At 66.6% G+C, this 19,824-nt stretch carries 21 protein-coding genes and 1 tRNA gene; 11 read left to right on the forward strand and 11 right to left on the reverse strand.

What is annotated here, in order from left to right; all coding sequences use genetic code 11:
* Positions 1-124: 124 nt before the first annotated feature.
* On the forward strand, positions 125-1,975 hold the full coding sequence (locus QZ670_RS09185; protein ID WP_294254174.1) for a cache domain-containing protein: 1,851 nt from the start codon (positions 125-127) through the stop codon (positions 1,973-1,975).
* A gap of 107 nt (positions 1,976-2,082) precedes the next feature.
* Here QZ670_RS09185 and QZ670_RS09190 read toward each other — a convergent pair whose 3' ends face one another.
* The 5 genes from QZ670_RS09190 to QZ670_RS09210 form a co-directional block, all read right to left on the reverse strand.
* A complete protein-coding gene (locus QZ670_RS09190; protein ID WP_294254177.1) occupies positions 2,083-2,439 on the reverse strand; it encodes a tetratricopeptide repeat protein in 357 nt (118 codons plus the stop codon).
* 274 nt (positions 2,440-2,713) lie between these two features.
* Positions 2,714-3,139 carry a biopolymer transporter ExbD gene (locus tag QZ670_RS09195; RefSeq protein ID WP_294254180.1) on the reverse strand — a complete coding sequence of 142 codons (426 nt, stop codon included), beginning with the start codon at positions 3,137-3,139 and terminating at the stop codon, positions 2,714-2,716.
* A 26-nt stretch (positions 3,140-3,165) separates the two neighbouring features.
* On the reverse strand, positions 3,166-3,645 hold the full coding sequence (locus tag QZ670_RS09200) for a biopolymer transporter ExbD (protein WP_294254182.1): 480 nt from the start codon (positions 3,643-3,645) through the stop codon (positions 3,166-3,168).
* 83 nt (positions 3,646-3,728) lie between these two features.
* Positions 3,729-4,532: a MotA/TolQ/ExbB proton channel family protein gene (locus tag QZ670_RS09205; protein ID WP_125974232.1), complete on the reverse strand. Its 804-nt coding sequence runs from the start codon at positions 4,530-4,532 to the stop codon at positions 3,729-3,731.
* 75 nt (positions 4,533-4,607) lie between these two features.
* Positions 4,608-5,282 (reverse strand): TonB family protein, encoded by a 675-nt coding sequence (locus QZ670_RS09210; RefSeq protein ID WP_294254185.1) that lies wholly within the window; start codon positions 5,280-5,282, stop codon positions 4,608-4,610.
* A 380-nt stretch (positions 5,283-5,662) separates the two neighbouring features.
* Between QZ670_RS09210 and QZ670_RS09215 the strand changes: the two genes are divergently transcribed.
* Positions 5,663-6,346, forward strand: coding sequence for a hypothetical protein (locus QZ670_RS09215; protein WP_294254186.1), 684 nt, complete (start codon positions 5,663-5,665; stop codon positions 6,344-6,346).
* Positions 6,347-6,367: 21 nt separating this feature from the next.
* Here the strand turns inward: QZ670_RS09215 and QZ670_RS09220 are convergent, their stop codons facing one another.
* Complete coding sequence (locus tag QZ670_RS09220) at positions 6,368-6,739, reverse strand: dihydroneopterin aldolase (protein WP_093295416.1); 372 nt, start codon at positions 6,737-6,739, stop codon at positions 6,368-6,370.
* A gap of 185 nt (positions 6,740-6,924) precedes the next feature.
* Here QZ670_RS09220 and QZ670_RS09225 point away from each other — a divergent pair, with 185 nt between their 5' ends.
* From QZ670_RS09225 to QZ670_RS09240, 4 genes are read left to right on the forward strand one after another with little or no spacing between them, the layout of a single operon-like run.
* The gene (locus QZ670_RS09225) at positions 6,925-7,446 is read left to right on the forward strand and encodes an N-acetyltransferase (RefSeq protein WP_294254189.1); all 522 of its coding nucleotides are present in this window, start codon (positions 6,925-6,927) and stop codon (positions 7,444-7,446) included.
* 46 nt (positions 7,447-7,492) lie between these two features.
* Positions 7,493-8,059 (forward strand): DUF1285 domain-containing protein, encoded by a 567-nt coding sequence (locus QZ670_RS09230; RefSeq protein WP_294254191.1) that lies wholly within the window; start codon positions 7,493-7,495, stop codon positions 8,057-8,059.
* Positions 8,056-8,652: a CoA pyrophosphatase gene (locus QZ670_RS09235; RefSeq protein ID WP_294254193.1), complete on the forward strand. Its 597-nt coding sequence runs from the start codon at positions 8,056-8,058 to the stop codon at positions 8,650-8,652. Before QZ670_RS09230 ends, QZ670_RS09235 begins: the two co-directional genes overlap by 4 nt.
* On the forward strand, positions 8,640-9,887 hold the full coding sequence (locus tag QZ670_RS09240; protein WP_294254196.1) for a CCA tRNA nucleotidyltransferase: 1,248 nt from the start codon (positions 8,640-8,642) through the stop codon (positions 9,885-9,887). Before QZ670_RS09235 ends, QZ670_RS09240 begins: the two co-directional genes overlap by 13 nt.
* Here the strand turns inward: QZ670_RS09240 and QZ670_RS09245 are convergent.
* From QZ670_RS09245 to QZ670_RS09255, 3 genes are all read right to left on the reverse strand, one after another.
* Positions 9,827-11,506 carry a bifunctional diguanylate cyclase/phosphodiesterase gene (locus tag QZ670_RS09245; RefSeq protein ID WP_294254199.1) on the reverse strand — a complete coding sequence of 560 codons (1,680 nt, stop codon included), beginning with the start codon at positions 11,504-11,506 and terminating at the stop codon, positions 9,827-9,829. The two genes, QZ670_RS09240 and QZ670_RS09245, sit on opposite strands and share 61 nt — an antisense overlap.
* 100 nt (positions 11,507-11,606) lie before the next feature.
* Entirely contained in the window at positions 11,607-13,847 is a 2,241-nt protein-coding gene (gene parC / locus QZ670_RS09250) for a DNA topoisomerase IV subunit A (protein WP_294254202.1), read from the reverse strand.
* Positions 13,848-13,931: 84 nt separating this feature from the next.
* The gene (locus QZ670_RS09255; protein WP_294254205.1) at positions 13,932-14,936 is read right to left on the reverse strand and encodes a hypothetical protein; all 1,005 of its coding nucleotides are present in this window, start codon (positions 14,934-14,936) and stop codon (positions 13,932-13,934) included.
* A 198-nt stretch (positions 14,937-15,134) separates the two neighbouring features.
* Here QZ670_RS09255 and QZ670_RS09260 point away from each other — a divergent pair, with 198 nt between their 5' ends.
* The 4 genes from QZ670_RS09260 (at position 15,135) to purQ (ending at position 17,982) form a co-directional block, all read left to right on the forward strand.
* Positions 15,135-15,965, forward strand: a complete 831-nt coding sequence (locus QZ670_RS09260) for a DUF4349 domain-containing protein (protein ID WP_294254208.1) — start codon at positions 15,135-15,137, stop codon at positions 15,963-15,965.
* A 140-nt stretch (positions 15,966-16,105) separates the two neighbouring features.
* Entirely contained in the window at positions 16,106-16,885 is a 780-nt protein-coding gene (purC, locus tag QZ670_RS09265; protein WP_093295430.1) for a phosphoribosylaminoimidazolesuccinocarboxamide synthase, read from the forward strand.
* Between the two features lie 204 nt (positions 16,886-17,089).
* Positions 17,090-17,320, forward strand: a complete 231-nt coding sequence (purS, locus tag QZ670_RS09270; RefSeq protein ID WP_121077568.1) for a phosphoribosylformylglycinamidine synthase subunit PurS — start codon at positions 17,090-17,092, stop codon at positions 17,318-17,320.
* A complete protein-coding gene (gene purQ / locus QZ670_RS09275) occupies positions 17,317-17,982 on the forward strand; it encodes a phosphoribosylformylglycinamidine synthase subunit PurQ (RefSeq protein ID WP_294254218.1) in 666 nt (221 codons plus the stop codon). Before purS ends, purQ begins: the two co-directional genes overlap by 4 nt.
* Before the next feature lie 55 nt (positions 17,983-18,037).
* On the opposite strand, the gene QZ670_RS09280 is transcribed toward purQ, so the two are convergent.
* Both QZ670_RS09280 and QZ670_RS09285 read right to left on the reverse strand, forming a co-directional pair.
* Positions 18,038-18,817 carry a sulfite exporter TauE/SafE family protein gene (locus tag QZ670_RS09280; RefSeq protein ID WP_240610149.1) on the reverse strand — a complete coding sequence of 260 codons (780 nt, stop codon included), beginning with the start codon at positions 18,815-18,817 and terminating at the stop codon, positions 18,038-18,040.
* 110 nt (positions 18,818-18,927) lie between these two features.
* On the reverse strand, positions 18,928-19,671 hold the full coding sequence (locus QZ670_RS09285; RefSeq protein WP_294254234.1) for a queuosine precursor transporter: 744 nt from the start codon (positions 19,669-19,671) through the stop codon (positions 18,928-18,930).
* Positions 19,672-19,732: 61 nt separating this feature from the next.
* Here QZ670_RS09285 and QZ670_RS09290 point away from each other — a divergent pair.
* A tRNA-Arg gene (locus QZ670_RS09290) sits at positions 19,733-19,809 on the forward strand.
* The last annotated feature ends 15 nt before the right edge of the window (positions 19,810-19,824 follow it).

A 19,824-nucleotide genomic window follows, 5' to 3' on the forward strand; every position in this document is an offset into this window, starting at 1 on the left:
AAGTCTCCGTACTTGCCCTTAGGTCATGCGCAACCCGCCGACCCGACCCCTGCACTATAATGAATACGGAGATTACCGCATTGAGCGCATCTTGGCGCCGCGGGGCCATTTTGACGGGATCGACATGCTCAAGCGCTTTCACAACCTTTCGCTCGCCTCCAAGACGACGGTCCTTGCCGTCGGCGGCATGCTCCTGCTCGCCGTCGCGACCTTCTTCGTCGCCGATCGCGCGCTGATGCAGCAGGCCGCGCAGACCGCGGCCGAGCGCCAGGAAGTGAACATGCGCGTCGCGTGGAGTGTGCTCAAGGGCTATGGCGCGGACTTCCGTGTCGACGGTGACAACCTCTATGTGGGCAGCCACAAGCTCAACAATTCAGACGCACCGGTCGACGAAGTGAAGCGCCTCGTCGGCGGCACCGCGACGATCTTTCGCGGCGACATGCGCGTTGCGACCAACGTCATGAAGGAAGACGGCAGCCGCGCGGTGGGCACGCCGCTCGCCCGCAACGCCGCCTATGAGACGGTGCTCGTCAAGGGCCAGCCCTATCGCGGCAAGGCCGATATCCTCGGCAAGCCCTTCTTCACCGGCTATGACCCGATCAAGGATGCCTCGGGCAAGACGATCGGCATCCTGTTCGTCGGCATTCCCGAAAGCGACGTGATGGGTGCGATCGGTGGCGCGCGCTGGACGCTGGCACTGTCGGCGGCGCTGATCTCGCTGCTCGTCGCAGGCGCCGCCTGGTATGCCGGCCGCCGCATGTTCTCGCCGCTGGTGCAGATGACCGCCGCGATGCGCGCGCTCGCCGCCGGCAAGGTCGACATCGCCATCCCCGAACATGCCGCCACCGACGAGATCGGCGCGATGGCCGAGGCGCTCCAGCATTTCCGCACCTCCGAAATCGCCCGCCAGCAGGCCGAAAGCCGCGACCGCGAGGCCGAGGCAGCGCGTGAGCATGCGATGGAGGTACTCGGCCAGGCCCTCGCCAAGGTCGCGGGCGGCGACCTGACCGCGGACATCGGCCATGATTTCCCCACGGACTATGCCAAGCTCGCCGACCATTTCCGCTCGGCGATCGGCAGCCTGCGCGAGCTGATCGGGACGGTGCTGGAGGGTACCGCCTCGATCCGCACCGGCTCGAACGAAATCGCCAGCGCGTCCGAGGATCTGGCCCGCCGCACCGAAGGCAACGCCGCCAGCCTCGAACAGACCGCTGCCGCAATCACCCAGATGAACCAGCGGATCGACGCTACTGCCGCCGCCGCCGGGGTGACGGTGGAGCGCGCCGACCAGGCCATCGGCGTCGTCGGATCGGGCCGCGCTACCGCGGACGAGGCGGTGCAGGCGATGACGCGCGTGTCGGACAGCGCCAAGGGCATCGACAGCGTGATCGAAGGTCTCGACAAGATCGCGTTTCAGACTCGCGTTCTCGCGATGAACGCCGCGGTCGAAGCCGGCCGCGCGGGCGAAGCGGGTCGCGGCTTCGCGGTCGTCGCCGACCTCGTCTCGGCCCTCGCCATGCGCGCCGAGGAAGAGGCAAAGCGCGCTCGCGACCAGCTCACCGTCACCCAGTCCGAAGTCGTTGTCGCGCGCGGCGCGGTCGAACGGGTGGACAACGCCCTTGCCGCCATCGTCGACACGGTCGGCGAGGTTCACCAGCTGCTCGGCGGCATCGCGGCGGACAACCGTGCCCAGTCGAGTGCAATCCGCGAGATCAGCAGCGCGATCGGCGACATGGACCGCGCGACCCAGCAGAATGCCGCAATGGTCGAGGAGACCTCGGCCGCAGCACGCCAGCTCACCGAGCAGGTCGCGCGGCTCGATGCCCATGCCGCGACCTTCCAGACCGGTGGCCAGCAAGCACCGCTACGCAGGCCGGTCCTGCCGTCGCAATCGGCAGCGGCCAGAGCGTCGGGCGGCACCCGCGCCGTTCCGGTCCAGGCCATGGCCGATGGCGACGACTGGGCCAGCTTCTAGGCCACCTGAACTGCACAAAGGAAAAGCGCGCCGGCAGTGCCTGGCGCGCTTTTACCTTTTCAGCTGGGGCGAGAGCGGATCGGGACTACGACCCGCTCGCTCGCCGTTCAGCGAGACGCGATATGCTGGCGCTGGCTCAGATAGCGCAACCCGGTCTGCGCAATGGCGTGCGAACCGGCGACGCGATCGGTCGTCACCGTCATCGGCACGTCGTCCTTCTGCAGCACCTGCTGGTACAGCGCGCGCGCTTCGTCGACCCGGCCGGTGGCATAATAGACGGCGGCAAGATTCAGCTGCAACTCGGGGCGCTGGTCGAGGCGCATCTGGTTGAGGAGCTTCTGCTCCGCCGTAGCATAGGAACCGGTCATGATTTCGCGGGCCGCGAGGTTGCTGTCCTGGGCGAACGCCGGCGAAGCCAGGGCCAGGAGGGACACCGCGGCCGCAGCGACAAGTTTGATCGACATAACGCTCTCCTTTCAGTCGTTACACCAAGGTTGCATTTTTATGACACTTGGATGACTGATAGGTGACATGTTCGCGACATGCTCGCAACCCCGCATTTGCGCCTAGGAGCGGTGGCGATCGTTTGCCGGTCGGGGCGCCGTGGAGGGCGTTCAACCACCGGCGCACACGTACAGAAGAATGCGCGCGCGCCTGCTGCCCAGCGGCTTGACCGAGGCACAAAAAAAGGCGGCCCCGAAGGGCCGCCTTCCCAAAATACCCTGACCGCGCCGCGGATCAGAAATCGTTGCGGTACTGCTCGTTGCCGACGAAGCCGAGCTTCGTGACGTTCGCCCGCTTGATGATCGCCAGCACGCGATCGACCACGTCGTAGCGTGCTGCCGGATCCGGCTGGAAGTGCAGCTCGGGTTCCGGCGAACGCTGCAGCGATGCGTCCAGATACTGGCGCAGCATCACGTCGTTGATCGGCATGCTGTTCCAGAACACCTGGCCCTGCGCGTCGATATAGACCTTGTTCTTGTCCGGCTCGACGGGCTGCGAAGGGTTGCTGCTCGGCTGCGGCAGGTCGACCTTCACCGCATGCGTCTGGACCGGAATGGTGATGATGAACATGATGAGGAGCACGAGCATGACGTCGATCAACGGCGTCGTGTTCATGTCCATCATCGGCTCGCCGTCATCACGGCCTGCGCTCATTGCCATTGTCGTAACTCCTTAAGCGAGGCCGTTCAGAGCCGGGCAGTGTTGGAACCGGGTTCCGGTTCCGAGATGAAGCCGACCTTCACGAACCCTGCCATCTGCATCGTGTAGATGGTGCCGCCGATGCAGCGATAGGGCGTGTTGACGTCACCGCGGATGTGAACTTCGGGAAGTTCGAGACCTGCGGCGTTCGGGCCACCCTGACGGTCGATTTCGGCCTTCAGCTTGGCAACCGCCTTGTCGAGCAGCTCGGTGTGGTTGACCCGGGTCAGACCCCAGTAGATCTCACAACCGTCCGGACCGCCCTTGACCGAGAGCGAGACGTTCTCCGGCTTCGTGGTCGTCGGTTCGAACTGCACCTTCGGCAACGCGAGGTCGATCGTCTGGACCACAACGGGAACGGCGATGAGGAAGATGATCAGAAGAACCAGCATCACGTCCACGAGGGGCGTGGTGTTGATGTCCGACATCGGTGCGTCGTCGCCGCCGCTGCCTGTGCTAATCGCCATTGGGCGCTATCCTATCCTCTTGTGCGCCGGATCGCGATCCGGCGGCAGGGCTACGCCACATGCGCAGCCCTGCGACCTTGGTCTTACGGGCGGGTCGGGGCGCCGCCGGTCTGGCCAGCGGTCGTGGTCGCCGGCTTCGCAGCGGCGGCAACGGCCGGCTTCTTCGCAGCAGCGGCAGTCGCCGGCTTCACGCGGCCGTCCGAGGCCAGATAGCCGAGCACGTCGTTCGAGAACGCGTTCAGGTTCTCGGCGATCGCCTTGTTGCGGCGCTGCAGGAAGTTGAAGGCGAGCACGGCCGGCACGGCGACGACGAGGCCGAGTGCGGTCATGATGAGCGCTTCACCGACCGGGCCGGCGACGGCGTCGATCGAAGCCTGACCGGCCGAACCGATCTTGATGAGCGCGCGGTAGATGCCGATAACGGTACCGAACAGACCGATGAACGGCGAGGTCGCACCGACGGTCGCGAGGAAGGCGAGACCGCCGCCCAGCGCCGAGTTGATCGAACCTTCCGAACGGGCCAGCGAACCGTGCAGCCAGTCATGCGCTTCGACCGGATCGGTCAGCAGCTTGTACTGCTCCTGGGCTTCCAGGCCGTCATCGACGATCTGGCGGTAGGCCGAGTTCTTCTCGAGCTTGGCAGCGCCTTCGCGCAGGCTCGACGAGCTCCAGAAGGTAGCGCGGACGCGCTTCGCCTGGTTGATGATCTTCTGCTGCTCGAACAGCTTGGTGAAGAGGATGTAGAGCGACACGAAGAGCATGAGCACCAGGATGGTGAACACCGACTGCGAGATCAGGCCGCCTTCCTTCAGCGCCTGCTGGAGGCCGTAGGGGCTTTCGCCGCCCTTAGCTGCGGCGGCACCGGCAGCGAGAATGGTCGTGAGCATTTTGGGTCTTTCCTCTAAAAGATAGCTTCTTGCGCAAGCCGGTCCGCCTTGCCCGGCGGACCGGAAACCGGAGAGTTACTTCTGGATCTGCCACCTGAACCGGTTGCTGTACGCAGCCGGAATCTTGGCGCCGCTCGCGTCCTCGGCCGGATCGAAGCGTGCGCGGCGCTTGAGCAGGTTGCACGCCTGGCTATCCAGACGGCTCGAGCCGCTCGACGACGTGATCGTGCACGAGACCACCCTGCCCGACGCGTCGACGTCGAGGCGGAAGCCGGTGACACCCTCTTCACCCGCGCGCTGCGACTCCGACGGATAATCGTCGTTCGTCACCCACGAACCCGGGGGCGTACGCGGCTTGAGCGCCTTTGCGATACGCGGCGGGGCCGGCGGCGCAGGGGGAGCCGGCGGCGCGGGAGGCGCAGGCGGCGCGACCGGCGGCGGCGGCGGGATGATGTTGGTGGTGGCGACTTGCGGCGCAGGCGACACCGTCTGCACGACGGCCGGCGGCGTCACGACCTGGGTCGGCGGCGGCGGCACGGGCGTGTCGGGCGGTGGCGGCGGCGGCGGAATCTCCTCCGGCGGGGGCGGCGGCTCTTCGACCTCGAAGGTCTTCAGCTCTTCCGCCTTCTTCTTGATATATTGGTATGCCAGACCTGTGACGAAGGCATAACCCATGCCAGCCACGATGATAGCGACGATTACGATCGCTACCACACGACTGCCACTTACATTCCGGTCAGCGTAAGCCATTCGGCAACGTCACTCCCTCTAATCCTGCTTGCGACCCTGGCCGGCTGGCAGCCGCGCACAAGTCCGCTCGCCTCGGGTCACACTGCGCCCCTGATGGCGAGAGCACCGAGTCTGTATCGTGGGCCTTCCGACGACGCAAACTCTTTGTCGGACGAATTGGTCGTACAATGCGCCCATGGCAGAATTATTTCTGTATAAGATCGGCACAATCCGGTACCGGCACCGGCATGAAAACCGCTCTACCCCTGCTGTTTTGTTGCGCTGCGGCATTTCCTGCGCTTGCGCAACCCGCCCCGCAAACCGCGCAAATCCGCCAAGAAGCGCAAAGTGGCTTACCCAGTTACGCCACCGTCGCGACGGCTATTGTCAACGCGCCGCTCGTGATCGACGCGCGGATCAGCGACATGATCCGGATCAAGGAAAATGCCGCCCCCGGTCTCGCATCGGGACGGGCCCGCCTCTACGTCACCGCCGATGTGCTCGCACTGATTCGCGGTAGCAGCGCGCTTCCGACGCAGATCTCGTACCTGGCGGACGTGCCGCTCGATTCTCGCGGCAAGCTACCCAAATTGAAAAAGCAGCGGGTGCTGCTGTTCGCTCGCCCCGTCGGCAACAAGCCCGGCGAGGTTCAGCTGACCGGAGTCGACAGTCAGTATCTGTGGAGTCCCGAGCTTGACGCCCGCACCCGCGGCATCACCCGCGAGGTACTGGCGAGCGACGCCCCGCCCGCGGTCACCGGCATCGGCAACGCCTTCCATGTGCCCGGCGCCCTGCCCGGCGAGGGCGAGACCCAGGTGTTCGTCAAGACCGCGAGCGGCGCGCCGATCTCGCTGCAGATCCTGCGACGCCCGGGAGAGAAGCCGCATTGGGGGGTATCGCTGGGCGATATCGTCGATCCCAATGCCGGCGCACCGAAGCCCGAGACGCTCGCCTGGTACCGGCTCGCCTGCGGGCTGCCCAAGACCTTGCCCGACAGTGCGATCACCGCAGAGACGCCCGAGAACGCGCAGGCCGCACGCGAGGACTATCAGGTCGTGCTGCGCGACCTGGGGCCCTGCACCTGAGCAGCACCCCGCCGCCGGCGCTCAGCGCCGGTGGCGCACCAGCGTGATGCCGATCGATTCGTCGGCTTCGGCGATCGCCAGCTTCACGATCCGCACCTCGACGCGGCGAACGCGCGAATCGGAGACGAACAGCGTCTCGCAGATATGATCCGCCACGGCTTCGATCAGCGTGAAGTGGACATCCTTGGGCAGCGCGTCGGTCGCGGCATGCTTCAGGTCGATATAGCTTTTGGAAGCACTGAGCGGGGTATCCGGCAGGAATCGCTCGGGCAGATCGAGATCGGCGATGACGGAGATGCGCAGCGGCTGCGGCAGGTGCGTCTCCTCGGAATAGACTCCGGTGAGCACCTCCACCTCGAGGTCCATGACCTGAAGCTGCAATGAATCGGGCAATCGAACGGCCTTTCCTGGGGCAAAACAGGCGCGCGCCATAGCAGATCGCACCGCATCCGAAAGCCCGGGCACTTCCCGTGCACAATCTGCATGTCCATCGGCGAAATCCGCGCTTGCGCTGCGCGATGGTACGGCTAAGGCGCGCGCCTTTCGGCATCGATTCCGAGGGCGGGGAAGGATTAGCGGTGGTTCAGATAGTTGCGCTCGATGCGGTCGATCCGCGCGCCGTCGAGGCGCTGCTCGACCGAGCCTTCGGCCCCGAGCGGCATCTGCGTACCGCCTATCGCGTCCGCCTGGGTACTCAGCCGATTCGCCCGTTCAGTTTTGCCGCGCTGGGCGACGATGGCAAGCTTGCCGGCACGATCCAGAGCTGGCCGGTGGCACTCGCCAGCGATTCGGGGCCGATGGTACCGCTGGTGATGGTGGGGCCGGTCGCGGTGGAGCCCGCTTTGCAGCAGGGGGGCATCGGCCGGCGACTGATGCAGGAGATGCTGGACGCCGCGGACGTGAGTGCGCTGCCGGGCGCCGAGGCGCTGATGCTGATCGGCGATCCCGAATATTATGGCCGCTTCTTCGGATTCGATGCGAACCGCACCACGCGGTGGCGCCTGCCGGGACCCTTCGAGCCGCGTCGCCTGCTCGCGCGCGGTGCGGCGGTCCCCAATTGCTCGGGCATGCTCGTACCGCGCCTGCGCAAGGTCGCCTGAGCGCGCAAGGGTTCGACAAAGCCGCGCCGCGCGCTAAGGGAAGTCCATGCCGAACACGCCGCCCCCCGATTTCGCCAGCCTGTCGCTCGCCGAGATCGCCCGCCTGGCGGAAGAGCATCGCCTGCCGCCGGTCGAAAGCTGGAACCCGGCGCATTGCGGCGACAGCGAGATGCGCATCGCCCGCGACGGCAGCTGGTACCACCAGGGCAGCCCGATCGGCCGCCCGGCGATGGTGCGGCTCTTCTCCACGATCCTGCGGCGCGAGCCCGACGGCCGCTTCGTCCTGGTGACGCCGGTCGAGAAGCTCGACATTCTTGTGGAGGACGCGCCGTTCGTGGCGGTCGAGCTGAAGGTCGAGGGCGAAGACGAGGCCATGCGGCTGGCCTTTCGGCTGAACACCGGCGACGTCGTCGTCGCCGGCCCCGAGCATCCACTGCGGATCGAATCTCACGAGGATGGCCCCCATCCCTATCTGAAGGTCCGCGGCGGACTCGACGCCCTGATTGTCCGCAGCGTCTATTACGAACTCGCCCAGCTCGCGCTCACCCAGGACGAAACCCCGCCGGGGGTGTGGAGCCAGGGCGTGTTTTTCCCGCTCGAGCCGGAAGCATGAGGCTTGCCGACCAGCTGCGGCGCGCGCTGGACAGCCGCCCGGCCCAGGCGACCACGCTGCTCCCCGGCGACCACGGCTTTTTCGATCCCGCGGAGGTGACGAGCGCCGCCGCGGTGCTGCTGGCAGTCACCGATCGCGATGCGCCCGGCGTGCTGCTCACCCGCCGCAACGCCAATCTGCGCCGACATGCCGGGCAGATCGCCTTTCCTGGCGGCCGCATCGACGCCGAAGACAAGGATCCGATCGACGCCGCGCTGCGCGAGGCTGAGGAAGAGATCGCCCTCCCCCGTCGGCTGGTCGAGGTGGTCGGCACGGTCGAGCAGTACCGCACCGTCACCGGCTACCAGGTGACGCCGGTGATCGGGGTCGTACCGCCGGACCTTACCCTGGTACCGTCCGAGGCCGAGGTCGCCGAGGTATTCGAAGTGCCCCTAGCCTTCCTCCTCAACGACGCCAATCATCAGAAGAAAAGCGCGCTCTACCAAGGTCATGAGCGCCATTATTACGAGATCATGTGGAACGACTATCGAATCTGGGGCGCTACGGCGGCGATGCTGGTCAACCTGTCGCGGCGGATGGCATGGCCGCGCTGACGCTGCCGGAAACCGACTGGCGGAGCCGCCCCGGCCTGGACGCGCTGACCAAGGTGCTGGGTGCGGACGAAGGGTTGTGCCGCTTCGTCGGCGGCGCGGTGCGCGATGCGCTGCTGGGCATTCCGGTTGCCGACCTCGACCTCGCAACCGCGCTTTCGCCCGACGACGTGCTGGCCCGGCTGCGCGCCGCGGATATTCGCGCGGTACCGACCGGCATCGAGCATGGCACGATCACCGCGGTGCTCGACAGCGGACCGGTTGAGGTCACCACGCTGCGGCGCGACGTCTCCACGGACGGCCGCCATGCCACCGTCGCCTTCACCGACGACTGGCGCGAGGACGCCGCGCGCCGCGACTTCACGATCAACGCGCTCTACGCCGATCCGAACACCGGCGCGCTGTTCGACTATTTCGGCGGGCTGGCGGATCTGGCGGCGCGGCGGGTGCGGTTCATCGGCGATCCGCTGCGGCGAATCGCCGAGGACCATCTGCGCATCCTGCGCTTTTTCCGCTTCCTCGCCCGCTTCGGCGATACGCCCGACACCGAAGGCCTCGACGCCTGCACCGCCCGCGCGCGCGACCTGATGGCGCTCAGCCGCGAACGGATCCGCGACGAACTGCTCAAGCTGCTGGTCGCCCGCGACGCCGTGGGCGTGACCGCCCTGATGCTCGAGCGCGGCATCCTTGAGCCGGTGGTGCCGGAGATCACGACGGCAGCAAGGCTGGCGGACCTGGCCGATCGCGAAGCGCGGCTCGGCGCCACGCCCGACCCCATCCGTCGCCTCGCCGCGCTGCTGCCACGCGATCCGGCCGCAGGCGATCTGATCGGTGCCCGGCTCAAGCTCTCCAATGCCCAGCGCAAGCGGCTTGTCCTCGCGCTGACGGACGGCGGCACCGCCGACGCGCGTGCCCTTGCCTATCGAATCGGCCGCGAAGCCGCCGAGGACCGGCTGCTGCTCGCCGCGCTGGACGATGAAGAAGCCGCCCGCGGCTGGGCAGCGATCGCCGGATGGGATATCCCGCGCCTGCCGATCACCGGCGGCGCACTGGTCGAACGCGGGCTCGCCAAGGGCCCCGACATCGCCCGCGCACTGCGAGCAATCGAGGACCAGTGGATCGCGGAGGGATTTCCCGAAGCTGCACGGGTCGACGCGATCGCCGACGCCGTTGTGGCTCACGCCTTGAACGCCTCGATCAGCGCAAAGGCCGCGTCACCGGGCACCGGCCGGGAATAATGATAGCCTTGGCCATAGGTGCAACCCAGCGCGCCTAGAGTCTGGGCAAGCTCGGGCGTCTCGATGCCCTCGGCGGTCGTCTGCATGCCCAGCGCATAGGCGAGGCTGAGGATCGCGCGGATGATCGCCACCTTGTCGCGATCGGCAAGCATGCCGGTGACGAAGCTGCGGTCGATCTTGAGCACGTCGATCGGCAGCTTCTGCAGATAGGCCAGGTTCGAATAACCGGTGCCGAAATCGTCCATCGCCAGCGTGGTGCCGAGATCTTTCAGCGCCGTCATGGTCTGGGCGATACGATCGGGATCGCTGACAATGGCGCTTTCGGTCAGCTCGAGCGTGAAGCGCGAGCCAGGCATGGCGTGGCGATCGAGCGCGGTCTTCACCATCGCGCCGATCTGGTCGCGCTGCAGCTGGATCGCAGAGAGATTGACCGCGATCTTCACGCCGCAATCACCGCCCGCGCGCGCATCCCATTCGGCGAGCGTGCGCGCGGCCTCTTCCATCGCCCAGCGGCCGAGCGGCACGATAAGGCCGGATTCCTCGGCCACGGGGATGAAGGCGTTGGGCGAAATCAGCACGCCGTCGTCATTGGTCCAGCGGGCGAGCGCCTCGAACGACGTTATCCGGCCGGTACCGAGATCGCAGATCGGCTGGAAATTCAGCGTCATGCAACCATTTTCGATGGCGCGGCGCAGCTCGGTCTCAATCGCGAACTGCTCGCGCGCCAGGTCGAAGGCGCGGGTATGGTAGAATTCGGTGTGGCCGCTTTTCTTGGCGCGGCGAACCGCTAGCTGGGCGTTGCGCACGAGATCCTCGGGATCCCCGTCGGTATCGGTGCCCAGCGCGATCCCGATCGAGCAATCGATGCGGATCTCGAAATTGGAAAGGCGGAACGGGTTGGTGAAGGCGGCATGGACCCGCTTGGCGACCTGCACCGCGTCGTCCGCGCCGTCGTCGAGCGTCATCAGCACGCCGAATTCGTCGCCGCCGATTCGGGCCAGCACGTCGCGGCCGCGCAATGCGCCCTTGATCCGGCGCGCGACCGAGATCAGCAGCTCGTCGCCGGCCAGCGCGCCCATGCAGGCATTGACGCGGCTGAAGCGATCGAGGTTGATCACCAGCACCGCATGCGCCGCGGCATCGCCCTCGCCGGTGCGCGTTTCGAGCTCGTCCGAGAAGCCGGCGCGATTGGGCAGCCCGGTGAGGCTGTCGGTCGCCATTTCGCGGCGCAGGCTCTGCTCGGTGCGGAGTTCGGAGGTCTGGTCGACCAGCGTGATCAGGCAGCGCGGCTCGCTCGGCGCACGGCGAGCGAGCACCACGCGGAAATGGCGGCTGTCGACCTCGCCGCCGAAGCGCCAGGCGATTTCCTCCTGCTGCAGGTCGGAAGCGAGAAACTGGCCGATCCGCGCGCCGAGCAGCTGGATCACCGGCGATTCCTGCGCGGTGCAGCCGAGCCCCGCGACGCGGAAATTGCCATTGACTGCCGAGAAGACATAACGCCCGTCCTGGATCTCCAGCACCGCGGCCGGGATCGGCATCAGCTCGAGCAACCCGTCGGTTCCCGGCGGCAGCGCCGTCGACAGATCGTCGATCCGCGGAGCAGGCTCCGCGGTACGCATACTCAGAGCCCGGACCCTTCGAAACGCCATCCCCTCTGGCATAGCCGCAAACTAGTTAAAGCGTCCTGAAGGACCGGAACGCATCCGCAGGTTTTATCAATCAAAATTTGTTATCACGGGGAAAGCCGGTGGGCGGCATCCGCCCCGCTGCGCCGCGTGCAGCGCGCCACGGCATCACATCCGGCTCGGAGCGATAACGCTCCTGCTCGCCGCCCATCCGCCAGCGGAGGCCGTCGGCGAACTTGAAGGTGATCACGTCGGACAGACCACCGTCGCGGTAGCGCTGGAGCTGTACCCCCTGCCCGCGCGTCATCTCCGCCACTTCGGAGAGCGGGAAGACCAGCATCTTGCGATTGTCGCCGATCGCCGCGACGAAATCATCCTCGGCACCGATCGGGCGCACGAGCTTGAGGTGGGCGCCCGGCCGCGGGGTGACCACCTGCTTGCCCTTGCGGGTCTCGGCGACCACTTCCTGGCTGCTCACGATGAAACCGCGCCCGTCGCTCGCCGCGACCAGCAGCTTGGGCGCGGCGCTGGCGGGCAGCAGCGTGACGATGTGCCGCTCCGCCTCCAGGTCGATCAGCAGTCGCACCGGTTCGCCGAAGCCACGGCCGCCCGGCAGCTTGTCCGCACCCAGCGTGTAGAAACGGCCGTTGTCGGCGGCAAGAAGCAGCTTGTCGGTGGTCTGGGCGTGGAAGGCGAGGAAGGGCCCATCGCCTTCCTTGAACTTCAGCGCCTCGCCGCCGAGATCCTCGACATGCCCCTTCATCGCGCGGATCCAGCCGCGCTGCGAGAGGATGACGGTGATCGGCTCGCGCTCGATCATCGCCTCCAGCGGGATCTCGCGGGCCGGCGCCATCTCGACGATCGCGGTACGGCGGGCCCCGAGCGGGGTATCGAGCCCATAGCGCGTGATCATCTTGCCGAGCGCGCGCTTCATCCAGGTACGCTGGCGGGCTTCCGAGCCGAGCAGCGTCTCCAGCTCGGCCTGTTCCTTCTCCAGCTTCTCCTGCTCGCGGCGGAGCTCCATCTCCTCCAGCTTGCGCAGGGAGCGGAGGCGCATGTTGAGGATCGCCTCGGCCTGGCGCTCGGTTAAGGAGAACTCCGCCATCATGATCGGCTTGGGCTCGTCCTCGGTGCGGATGATCTCGATCACACGGTCGAGGTTGAGATAGGCGAGGATATAGCCGCGCAGCAGCTCCAGCCGGTCGGCGATCTTCTCCAGCCGGTGCTGGGACTTGCGCTGGAGCACCACGAACTGGTGCTCGAGCCAGCCGGCCAGCGCCTCGGCCAGGCTCATCACCCGCGGCGTGCGGTTCTTGTCGAGCACGTTGAGGTTGAGCGGCACGCGCACTTCGAGGTCGGACAGGCGGTAGAGGCTGTCCATCAGCGTGTCGGCGTCGACCGTGCGGCTGCGCGGTTCGAGGACGATGCGGATGTCCTCGGCCGACTCGTCGCGCACATCGCCCAGGATCGGCAGCTTCTTGTCGTTGACCAGCGCGGCAATGCCCTCGATCAGCTTGCCCTTCTGCACGCCGTACGGGATCTCGCTGACGACGAGATGCCAGCCGCCGCCCTTCTCGATCACCTTCTCGATCTTGGCGCGCACCCGGAAGCTGCCGCGGCCGGTGGCATAGGCTTCGGCGATGGCGGCAGGGCTGTCGACCGCGATGCCGCCGGTCGGGAAGTCCGGACCTTTGACGAAGTCGAGGACGTTCGCCTGCGGATTGTCGATCAGCGCGACGGCTGCCTGCATCAGTTCGGCGGCATTGTGCGGCGGGATGCTGGTCGCCATGCCGACCGCGATGCCCGCCGCGCCATTGGCGAGTAGGTTGGGGAACAGGCCGGGGAATAGCTCCGGCTCCTCGTCCTCGCCATTATAGGTGGGGCGGAAGTCGACGGCATTCTCGTCGAGCCCGTCCATCAGGTCGATGGCGACCTGGGTCAGCCGCGCCTCGGTGTAGCGATACGCAGCGGCGTTATCGCCGTCGATATTGCCGAAATTGCCTTGCCCGTCGACCAGCGGATAGCGGAGCGCAAAGGTCTGCGCGAGGCGGACCATCGCGTCATAGACCGAAGCGTCGCCATGCGGGTGGTATTTACCGATCACGTCGCCGACGACGCGCGCGCACTTCTTGTACCCGCTTGCCGGATCGAGCCGCAGCAGCCGCATCGCCCACAGCAGCCGGCGGTGCACCGGCTTCAGCCCATCACGGACATCGGGCAGCGAGCGCGCGGTGATCGTCGACAGCGCATAGACCAGGTAGCGCTCGGAAAGTGCGCTGTCGAAGGGCACATCGGAGGCGCCGGAAGGTTCGGAAACGTCGGTGTCGAGGCTCATCGCCATCCCGGATAGCAGGCGAGAGGGGGAAACGCCAAGGGCGTTCCCCTTATGATCCACTCGATGCCGCGAATTGTTTCGGGATCAGCCCACCAGATGCCGAAAGAAGCTGCGGTTCTTCCGGATCAGCGGCCGCAGATGCTCCGGCACCTCGCGCAGCTTGAGCTTGCGGATCGAAGGCGTACGATGCGACGGCCCAATCGAGACGAGCAGCGACAGCATGCCGCGGCGGTGTGCCGGCGGCGTGCCGCGATGGAGCGCGAAGGTGTTGACGAAATACACGTCCCCCTTGTCCGCCAGCACCACCCCTGCCCCCATCGCCTGCTTGAGCGGCTCCAGGTCCTCGTCGCGAAAGCGACGCACCTCGCAGAAGTCGCGCAGGCCCGAGGTCTTAGGAATCATTTCCAAGGGCCCGTCCTCGCGCGTCGCGATCGGCGACAGCGGCACGAACACGCGGATGAAGTTCAGCGGCTCGGCACAGTCGCGGTGCCAGTTCTGGTTCTGATAGGCGAAGCCGGTCGGCTGCGAAATCCACGCCCAGGCCCAACTGAGCGCCGCGCGCGGGCCCAGCGATTCTCGGCAGAAGGCGATCAGATCGGGATTGCTGCAGATTTCCAAGAAGGCGGGATCCTCGAACAGCCGCTGCGCATCCATGTAGAGGAAGGGATGATCGGTCGCCTCGGGCGCGCCGCGATGCTCGAAGCCCGGCAGATAGGGATCGGTGAAGGTCTGCGGCGCGAACATCGATGCCGCCATACGATCGACCAGCGCCGGCTCGAGCATCTTCTCGGCGAAGTGGAGGTCGATGTCGTGGAACTCGGCGGCGCGAGGTGTGCGGCCGATGCGCGCCAGCGGTGCGCGCAGTATCCGCTCGATGCGGCCCAGCTTGCGGAGGCGAGCAGGGTCGTTGGATTTGGCGCGCAGCCAGAAGATGTAGTTGTAGGCATAGTTGTAGAAGGCCATGTGGCGCAGCCGCCCCAGCGGCGTATCGCGGCGAATGCCTTCGAGAACTTGCGCGCTGTACGGCTTGATGCCCGCTTCGGGGGTGTGATCCAGCCCCACCAGCATTGCCTTGCCGAAGCGCGTCATCGTGATCTTCCGTCCTGCTCCTTGCCCCTCCCATTTTAGGACGTGGCCGCCTCGACCGGGCGCAGGGCGGCAAAATTTGCCGGGTTGTCATGCGGAAGCGCCAACGCCTTAGTTCCGCCGCAAATACGGCAGAAATGTGGCTTGACTTTGTCCTAGCTGGATGATGGGATTTGCGCGTCACCATCAAAGGGGATGTCGATGCGCAATTTTCTCGTGCTGGGTTGTGTGGCGCTGCTCGCCGCCTGTTCCTCCAACCAGGAGGGCAGCGCCGGGGAGACGGTGGCGCGAGCGGAGGCGCCGGCAACGCCGGGAGCCGAGCCGCTCAAGGTCGCCCTGCCCCAGCTCAGCTACCGCTACACGCTCAGCTTCCTGCTCCCCGAGGCGCGGGTGGCCGAGACTCAGGACGGGCATCGCGCGCTCTGCGAGCGGCTCGGGCCGGCGCGCTGCCAGCTGGTCACGCTGACCCGCAACGATGCCGAGGGTCGTACCGGCGAGGCGCTTCTCAAGCTGCGCGTCGCGGCTGCCGATGCGGGCTATTTCACCGGCGAAGCGGCGCGGCAGGTGTCGGCGGCGGGCGGTCGCGCGGCGAATACCGATGTCGCCGGCGAGGACGTGTCGAAGGACCTGACCGATACCGCGGCGCGCATCCGCCAGCGCGAGCTGCTCGTCGCCCGCCTGACCGAGACGCTGCGCACGCGCAAGGGATCGGTGACCGACCTTGTGGCTGCCGAGCACCAGGTCGCCGCCGCGCAGGAAGAGCTCGACAAGGCACGCGGCTGGCAACGCGAGCTCCAGGGCCGCGTGGCGATGGCGGACGTCGAGATCCGCTACCAGGCGCTCGCCGCCCCCGCCTCGGGTGCCAGCGTCGGCGCCGCGCTCGGCGAGGCGGCGCAGGGCTCGGCCTCGGCCTTTGTCTGGGGCATGCAGCTGCTGCTCTCGCTGGCGATCTACCTGGTGCCCTGGGCCGCGGTGTTCGGCGCGGGCGTGGGCGTGGCGACGCTGCTCCGTCGATCGAAACCGGTTGCGTGAACACGTCCCGCAAGGGGAGCGGCGCCGCATTGCACCCCTGCCCCCCTTGCGGTATAGCGCGAAGCCTTCCAGAGCCCCGGCGGTCACGCGGAGAAATCCCGTGGAGCCGGGGCAACGCATTTCCAAGGGACTAGGCCGACATGGCACGCCGCCGGCAAATCTACGAAGGCAAGGCTAAGATTCTCTACGAGGGTCCGGAGCCGGGCACGCTGATCCAGTATTTCAAGGACGACGCAACCGCCTTCAATGCCCAGAAAAAGGGCACGATCAACGGCAAGGGCGTGCTCAACAACCGCATCAGCGAGCATGTCTTCACCCTGCTCGGCGGCATCGGCATCCCCACCCACTTCATCCGCCGCCTCAACATGCGCGAGCAGCTGATCCGCCAGGTCGAGATCGTGCCGATCGAGGTCGTGGTGCGCAACGTCGTCGCCGGCTCGCTGGCGAAGAAGCTCGGCATCGAGGAGGGCACACCGCTGCCCCGCACGATCGTCGAATATTACTATAAGGACGATGCGCTCGGCGACCCGATGGTCACCGACGAGCATATCCTGGCGTTCGGCTGGGCCGCGCAGGAAGAACTGCACGACATGGCCGATATGGCCATCCGCGTGAACGATTTCCTTTCGGGCCTGTTCGCCGGCATCGGCATCCGCCTGGTCGACTTCAAGCTGGAGTTCGGCCGGATCTGGGAAAACGACTATCCCCGGATCATCCTGGCGGACGAGATCAGCCCCGATGGCTGCCGTCTGTGGGACATCGCCTCGGGCGAGAAGCTCGACAAGGACCGCTTCCGTCGCGATCTGGGCGGTGAAGTCGAGGCCTATCAGGAAGTTGCCCGCCGCCTGGGCCTGTTCCCGGAAGGCGACGGCTCCGACGTGCTCGACCTCGAGACGCACCGCAAGAAGCGGGGGAAGTAAGTTTCGACCGATCCTCCCCTGCAAGGGGAGGTGGCATGCCGCAGGCATAACGGAGGGGTGTCCCCGCTGGTACGGCGGGACGCCCCTTCTCCGTTTTCACCCCTCCGTGGCTGCGCGACACCTGCCCTTGCAGGGGAGGATCTTCATGCCTCGCCGCACGTTTTACCGTTGCGACTTCGGCCCTCTCGCGCCATAGCGCCGCCCATGAAACTCCGCATCATCGTCACCTTGAAGAACGGCGTGCTCGATCCGCAGGGCAAGGCCATTCAGAACGCGCTTGGCGGCCTCGGTTTCGAGGGCGTCGAGGATGTCCGCGCCGGCAAGATCTTCGAACTGGAGGTCGCCGATTCGACGAGCGACACCGCGATCGACGAGATGTGCCGCAAGCTGCTCGCCAACACGGTGATCGAGAACTACCGGGTCGAAAAGCTGTGAAGACCGCGGTCATCGTCTTCCCCGGCTCCAACTGCGATCGCGACATCGCGGTCGCGCTGGAGAGCGTGACCGGCACCAAGCCGCACATGGTGTGGCACGGCGACAGCGAGCTGCCGGAAGGCCTGGGCCTGATCGCCCTGCCCGGCGGCTTCTCCTATGGCGATTACCTGCGCTGCGGCGCCATCGCGGCGCGCTCGCCGGTGGTACAAGCGGTGATCGAGGCAGCCAATCGCGGCACGCCGGTGATCGGCATCTGCAACGGCTTCCAGATCCTCACCGAAACCGGGCTGCTGCCGGGCGCGCTGATGCGCAATGCCGGGCTCGACTTCGTGTGCCGCGACGTGCCGCTGGTGGTCGACAACAGCCAGTCGATCTTCACCAGCGCCTATCAGGCGGGCGAGCACCTCTCGATCCCGGTCGCGCATCATGACGGCAACTATTTCGCCGATGCCGAGACGCTCGATCGCCTCGAAGGCGAAGGCCGCATCGCCTTCCGTTACGGCCAGAACATCAACGGGTCGGCGCGGAACATCGCGGGCGTGATGAACGCCGCCGGCAACGTGCTCGGCATGATGCCGCACCCGGAGCGCAAGATCGAAGCCGCGCATGGCGGCGACGACGGCCGCCGGCTGTTCGAAGGGCTGCTCGCCGCGGTCGCCTGACCGTCGCGACACCGGATACGGGGCCGCGGTCCTAGAACCGCGGCCCTTTTCGTTGTCAAAAGAGCATCTTCAGTCCGACTACGGCGAGCGTCGCGGCGAGGATCGGCACGAGCACCTTGTCCGAGGTGCGCGTCGCCAGCAGGCTGCCGACGATGATACCGGGGATCGAACCGGCGAGCAGCGACACGAGCAGCGAACCGTTCACCGATCCCAGCATCCAGTGGCCGAGCCCCGCGAGCAGGGTCAACGGCACGGCATGCGCGATGTCCGACCCAACCAGCTTGTTCACCGCCTGATGCGGATAGAGCATCAGCAGCGCGGTCATTCCTAGCGCCCCCGCCCCCACCGAGGTCAGCGACACCAGCAGGCCCAGCACCGCGCCCAGGGCGATGGTGACATAGCCGATCCGCGCATCGCCCAGCCGCTCGAACCGGGGCGCCATGAACAGCACCAGCCGGCTGCGGAAGAAGGTTGCGATCGCCGTCACCACCAATGCGATGCCGAGCGTGACCGTAATCACCCCGCCGCTGTTCCTGGCATGCTCCTGCGCGCTGGACAGCAACAGCAGCGTCAGGATGGTCGCGGGCACGCTGCCATAAGCGAGCCGCCGCACGACCTTCCAATCGATCGTGCCGTGCAAGCCATGCACCCCGGCACCGACGGTCTTCGTGGCAGAGGCGTAGAGCAGGTCAGTGCCCACTGCGGTGGCCGGATGGAAGCCGAAGGCGAGGACGAGCAGCGGCGTCATCAGCGAGCCGCCGCCGACCCCGGTCATGCCGACCAGCAGCCCGACGAGCACCCCGGCGATGGAATAAAGCGGATTGAACGCGAGCACGGGAATCCTTGGCAACCGATTTCCCACCAGCATGCGGGGATTTTCCCCGAACGCCAGAAAGAATTGGTTTCAGGCCTTCGCGCCGGTTACGGCTTGCGGCCGGCTGCTGCTCAGACGCGCGTCGCGAAGGGCGTGAAATCGGTCCCTTCGTCGAACACGTCGACTCCTTCTGCACGCTTGAGGAAGCCGACGACCAGATAGGTGAGCGGCGTCAGCAGCACTTCCCAGCCGACCTTCAGCGCCCATTGGGTGAACAGCACCTTCACGACCAGCGCGTTGGTCCAGCCCTCGGCGCCCCAGAAAGCGAGCGGGTAGAAGATGAGGCTGTCGATCGCCTGCCCGGCCACGGTGGAGCCGACCGTGCGCGTCCACAGCATCCGCCCGCCGGTCCACAGCTTCATCCGGGCCAGCACATAGGAATTGACGAACTCGCCCGCCCAGAAGGCGCAGACCGAGGCAAGCACGATCCGCGGCACCTGGCCGAAGATGACTTGGTACGCCGCCTGGTTCTTCCAGTCCGGCGCCGGCGGCAGTTCCACGACCACCCACGACATGAACGCCATGAAGAGTACTGCCGCCGTCCCCGCCCAGATCACTCGGCGCGCGCGGGCATAGCCATAGACCTCGGTCAGCACGTCGCCGATGATGTAGGAGATCGGAAAGAACAGGATGCCCGCCCCGAACGGCCAGTAGCCGACACCCGGCAGCCAGATCTGCGCCACCTTGCCTGCGCCGATCACGTTCGACAGCAGGATGATCGCCACGAACGCGGCCATCACGAAATCGAAATAGCGGAAATGCCCGCCGGCAAGGGTACGGGCGGTGACGTGGGCGGGGCGGGACGGCATGTTCATTGCAGTGCACTATGCGAGGCGTTTGCCCCCCGCGCAATCTGCGCTTAAAGGCATGCCGTGCGCGCCCGTAGCTCAGTTGGATAGAGCACGAGCCTTCTAAGCTTGGGGCCGCTGGTTCGAATCCAGCCGGGCGCGCCATTGCCGGCAATGGCG

It is taken from the genome of uncultured Sphingomonas sp. (genome assembly GCF_913774285.1).
GTDB lineage: Bacteria > Pseudomonadota > Alphaproteobacteria > Sphingomonadales > Sphingomonadaceae > Sphingomonas.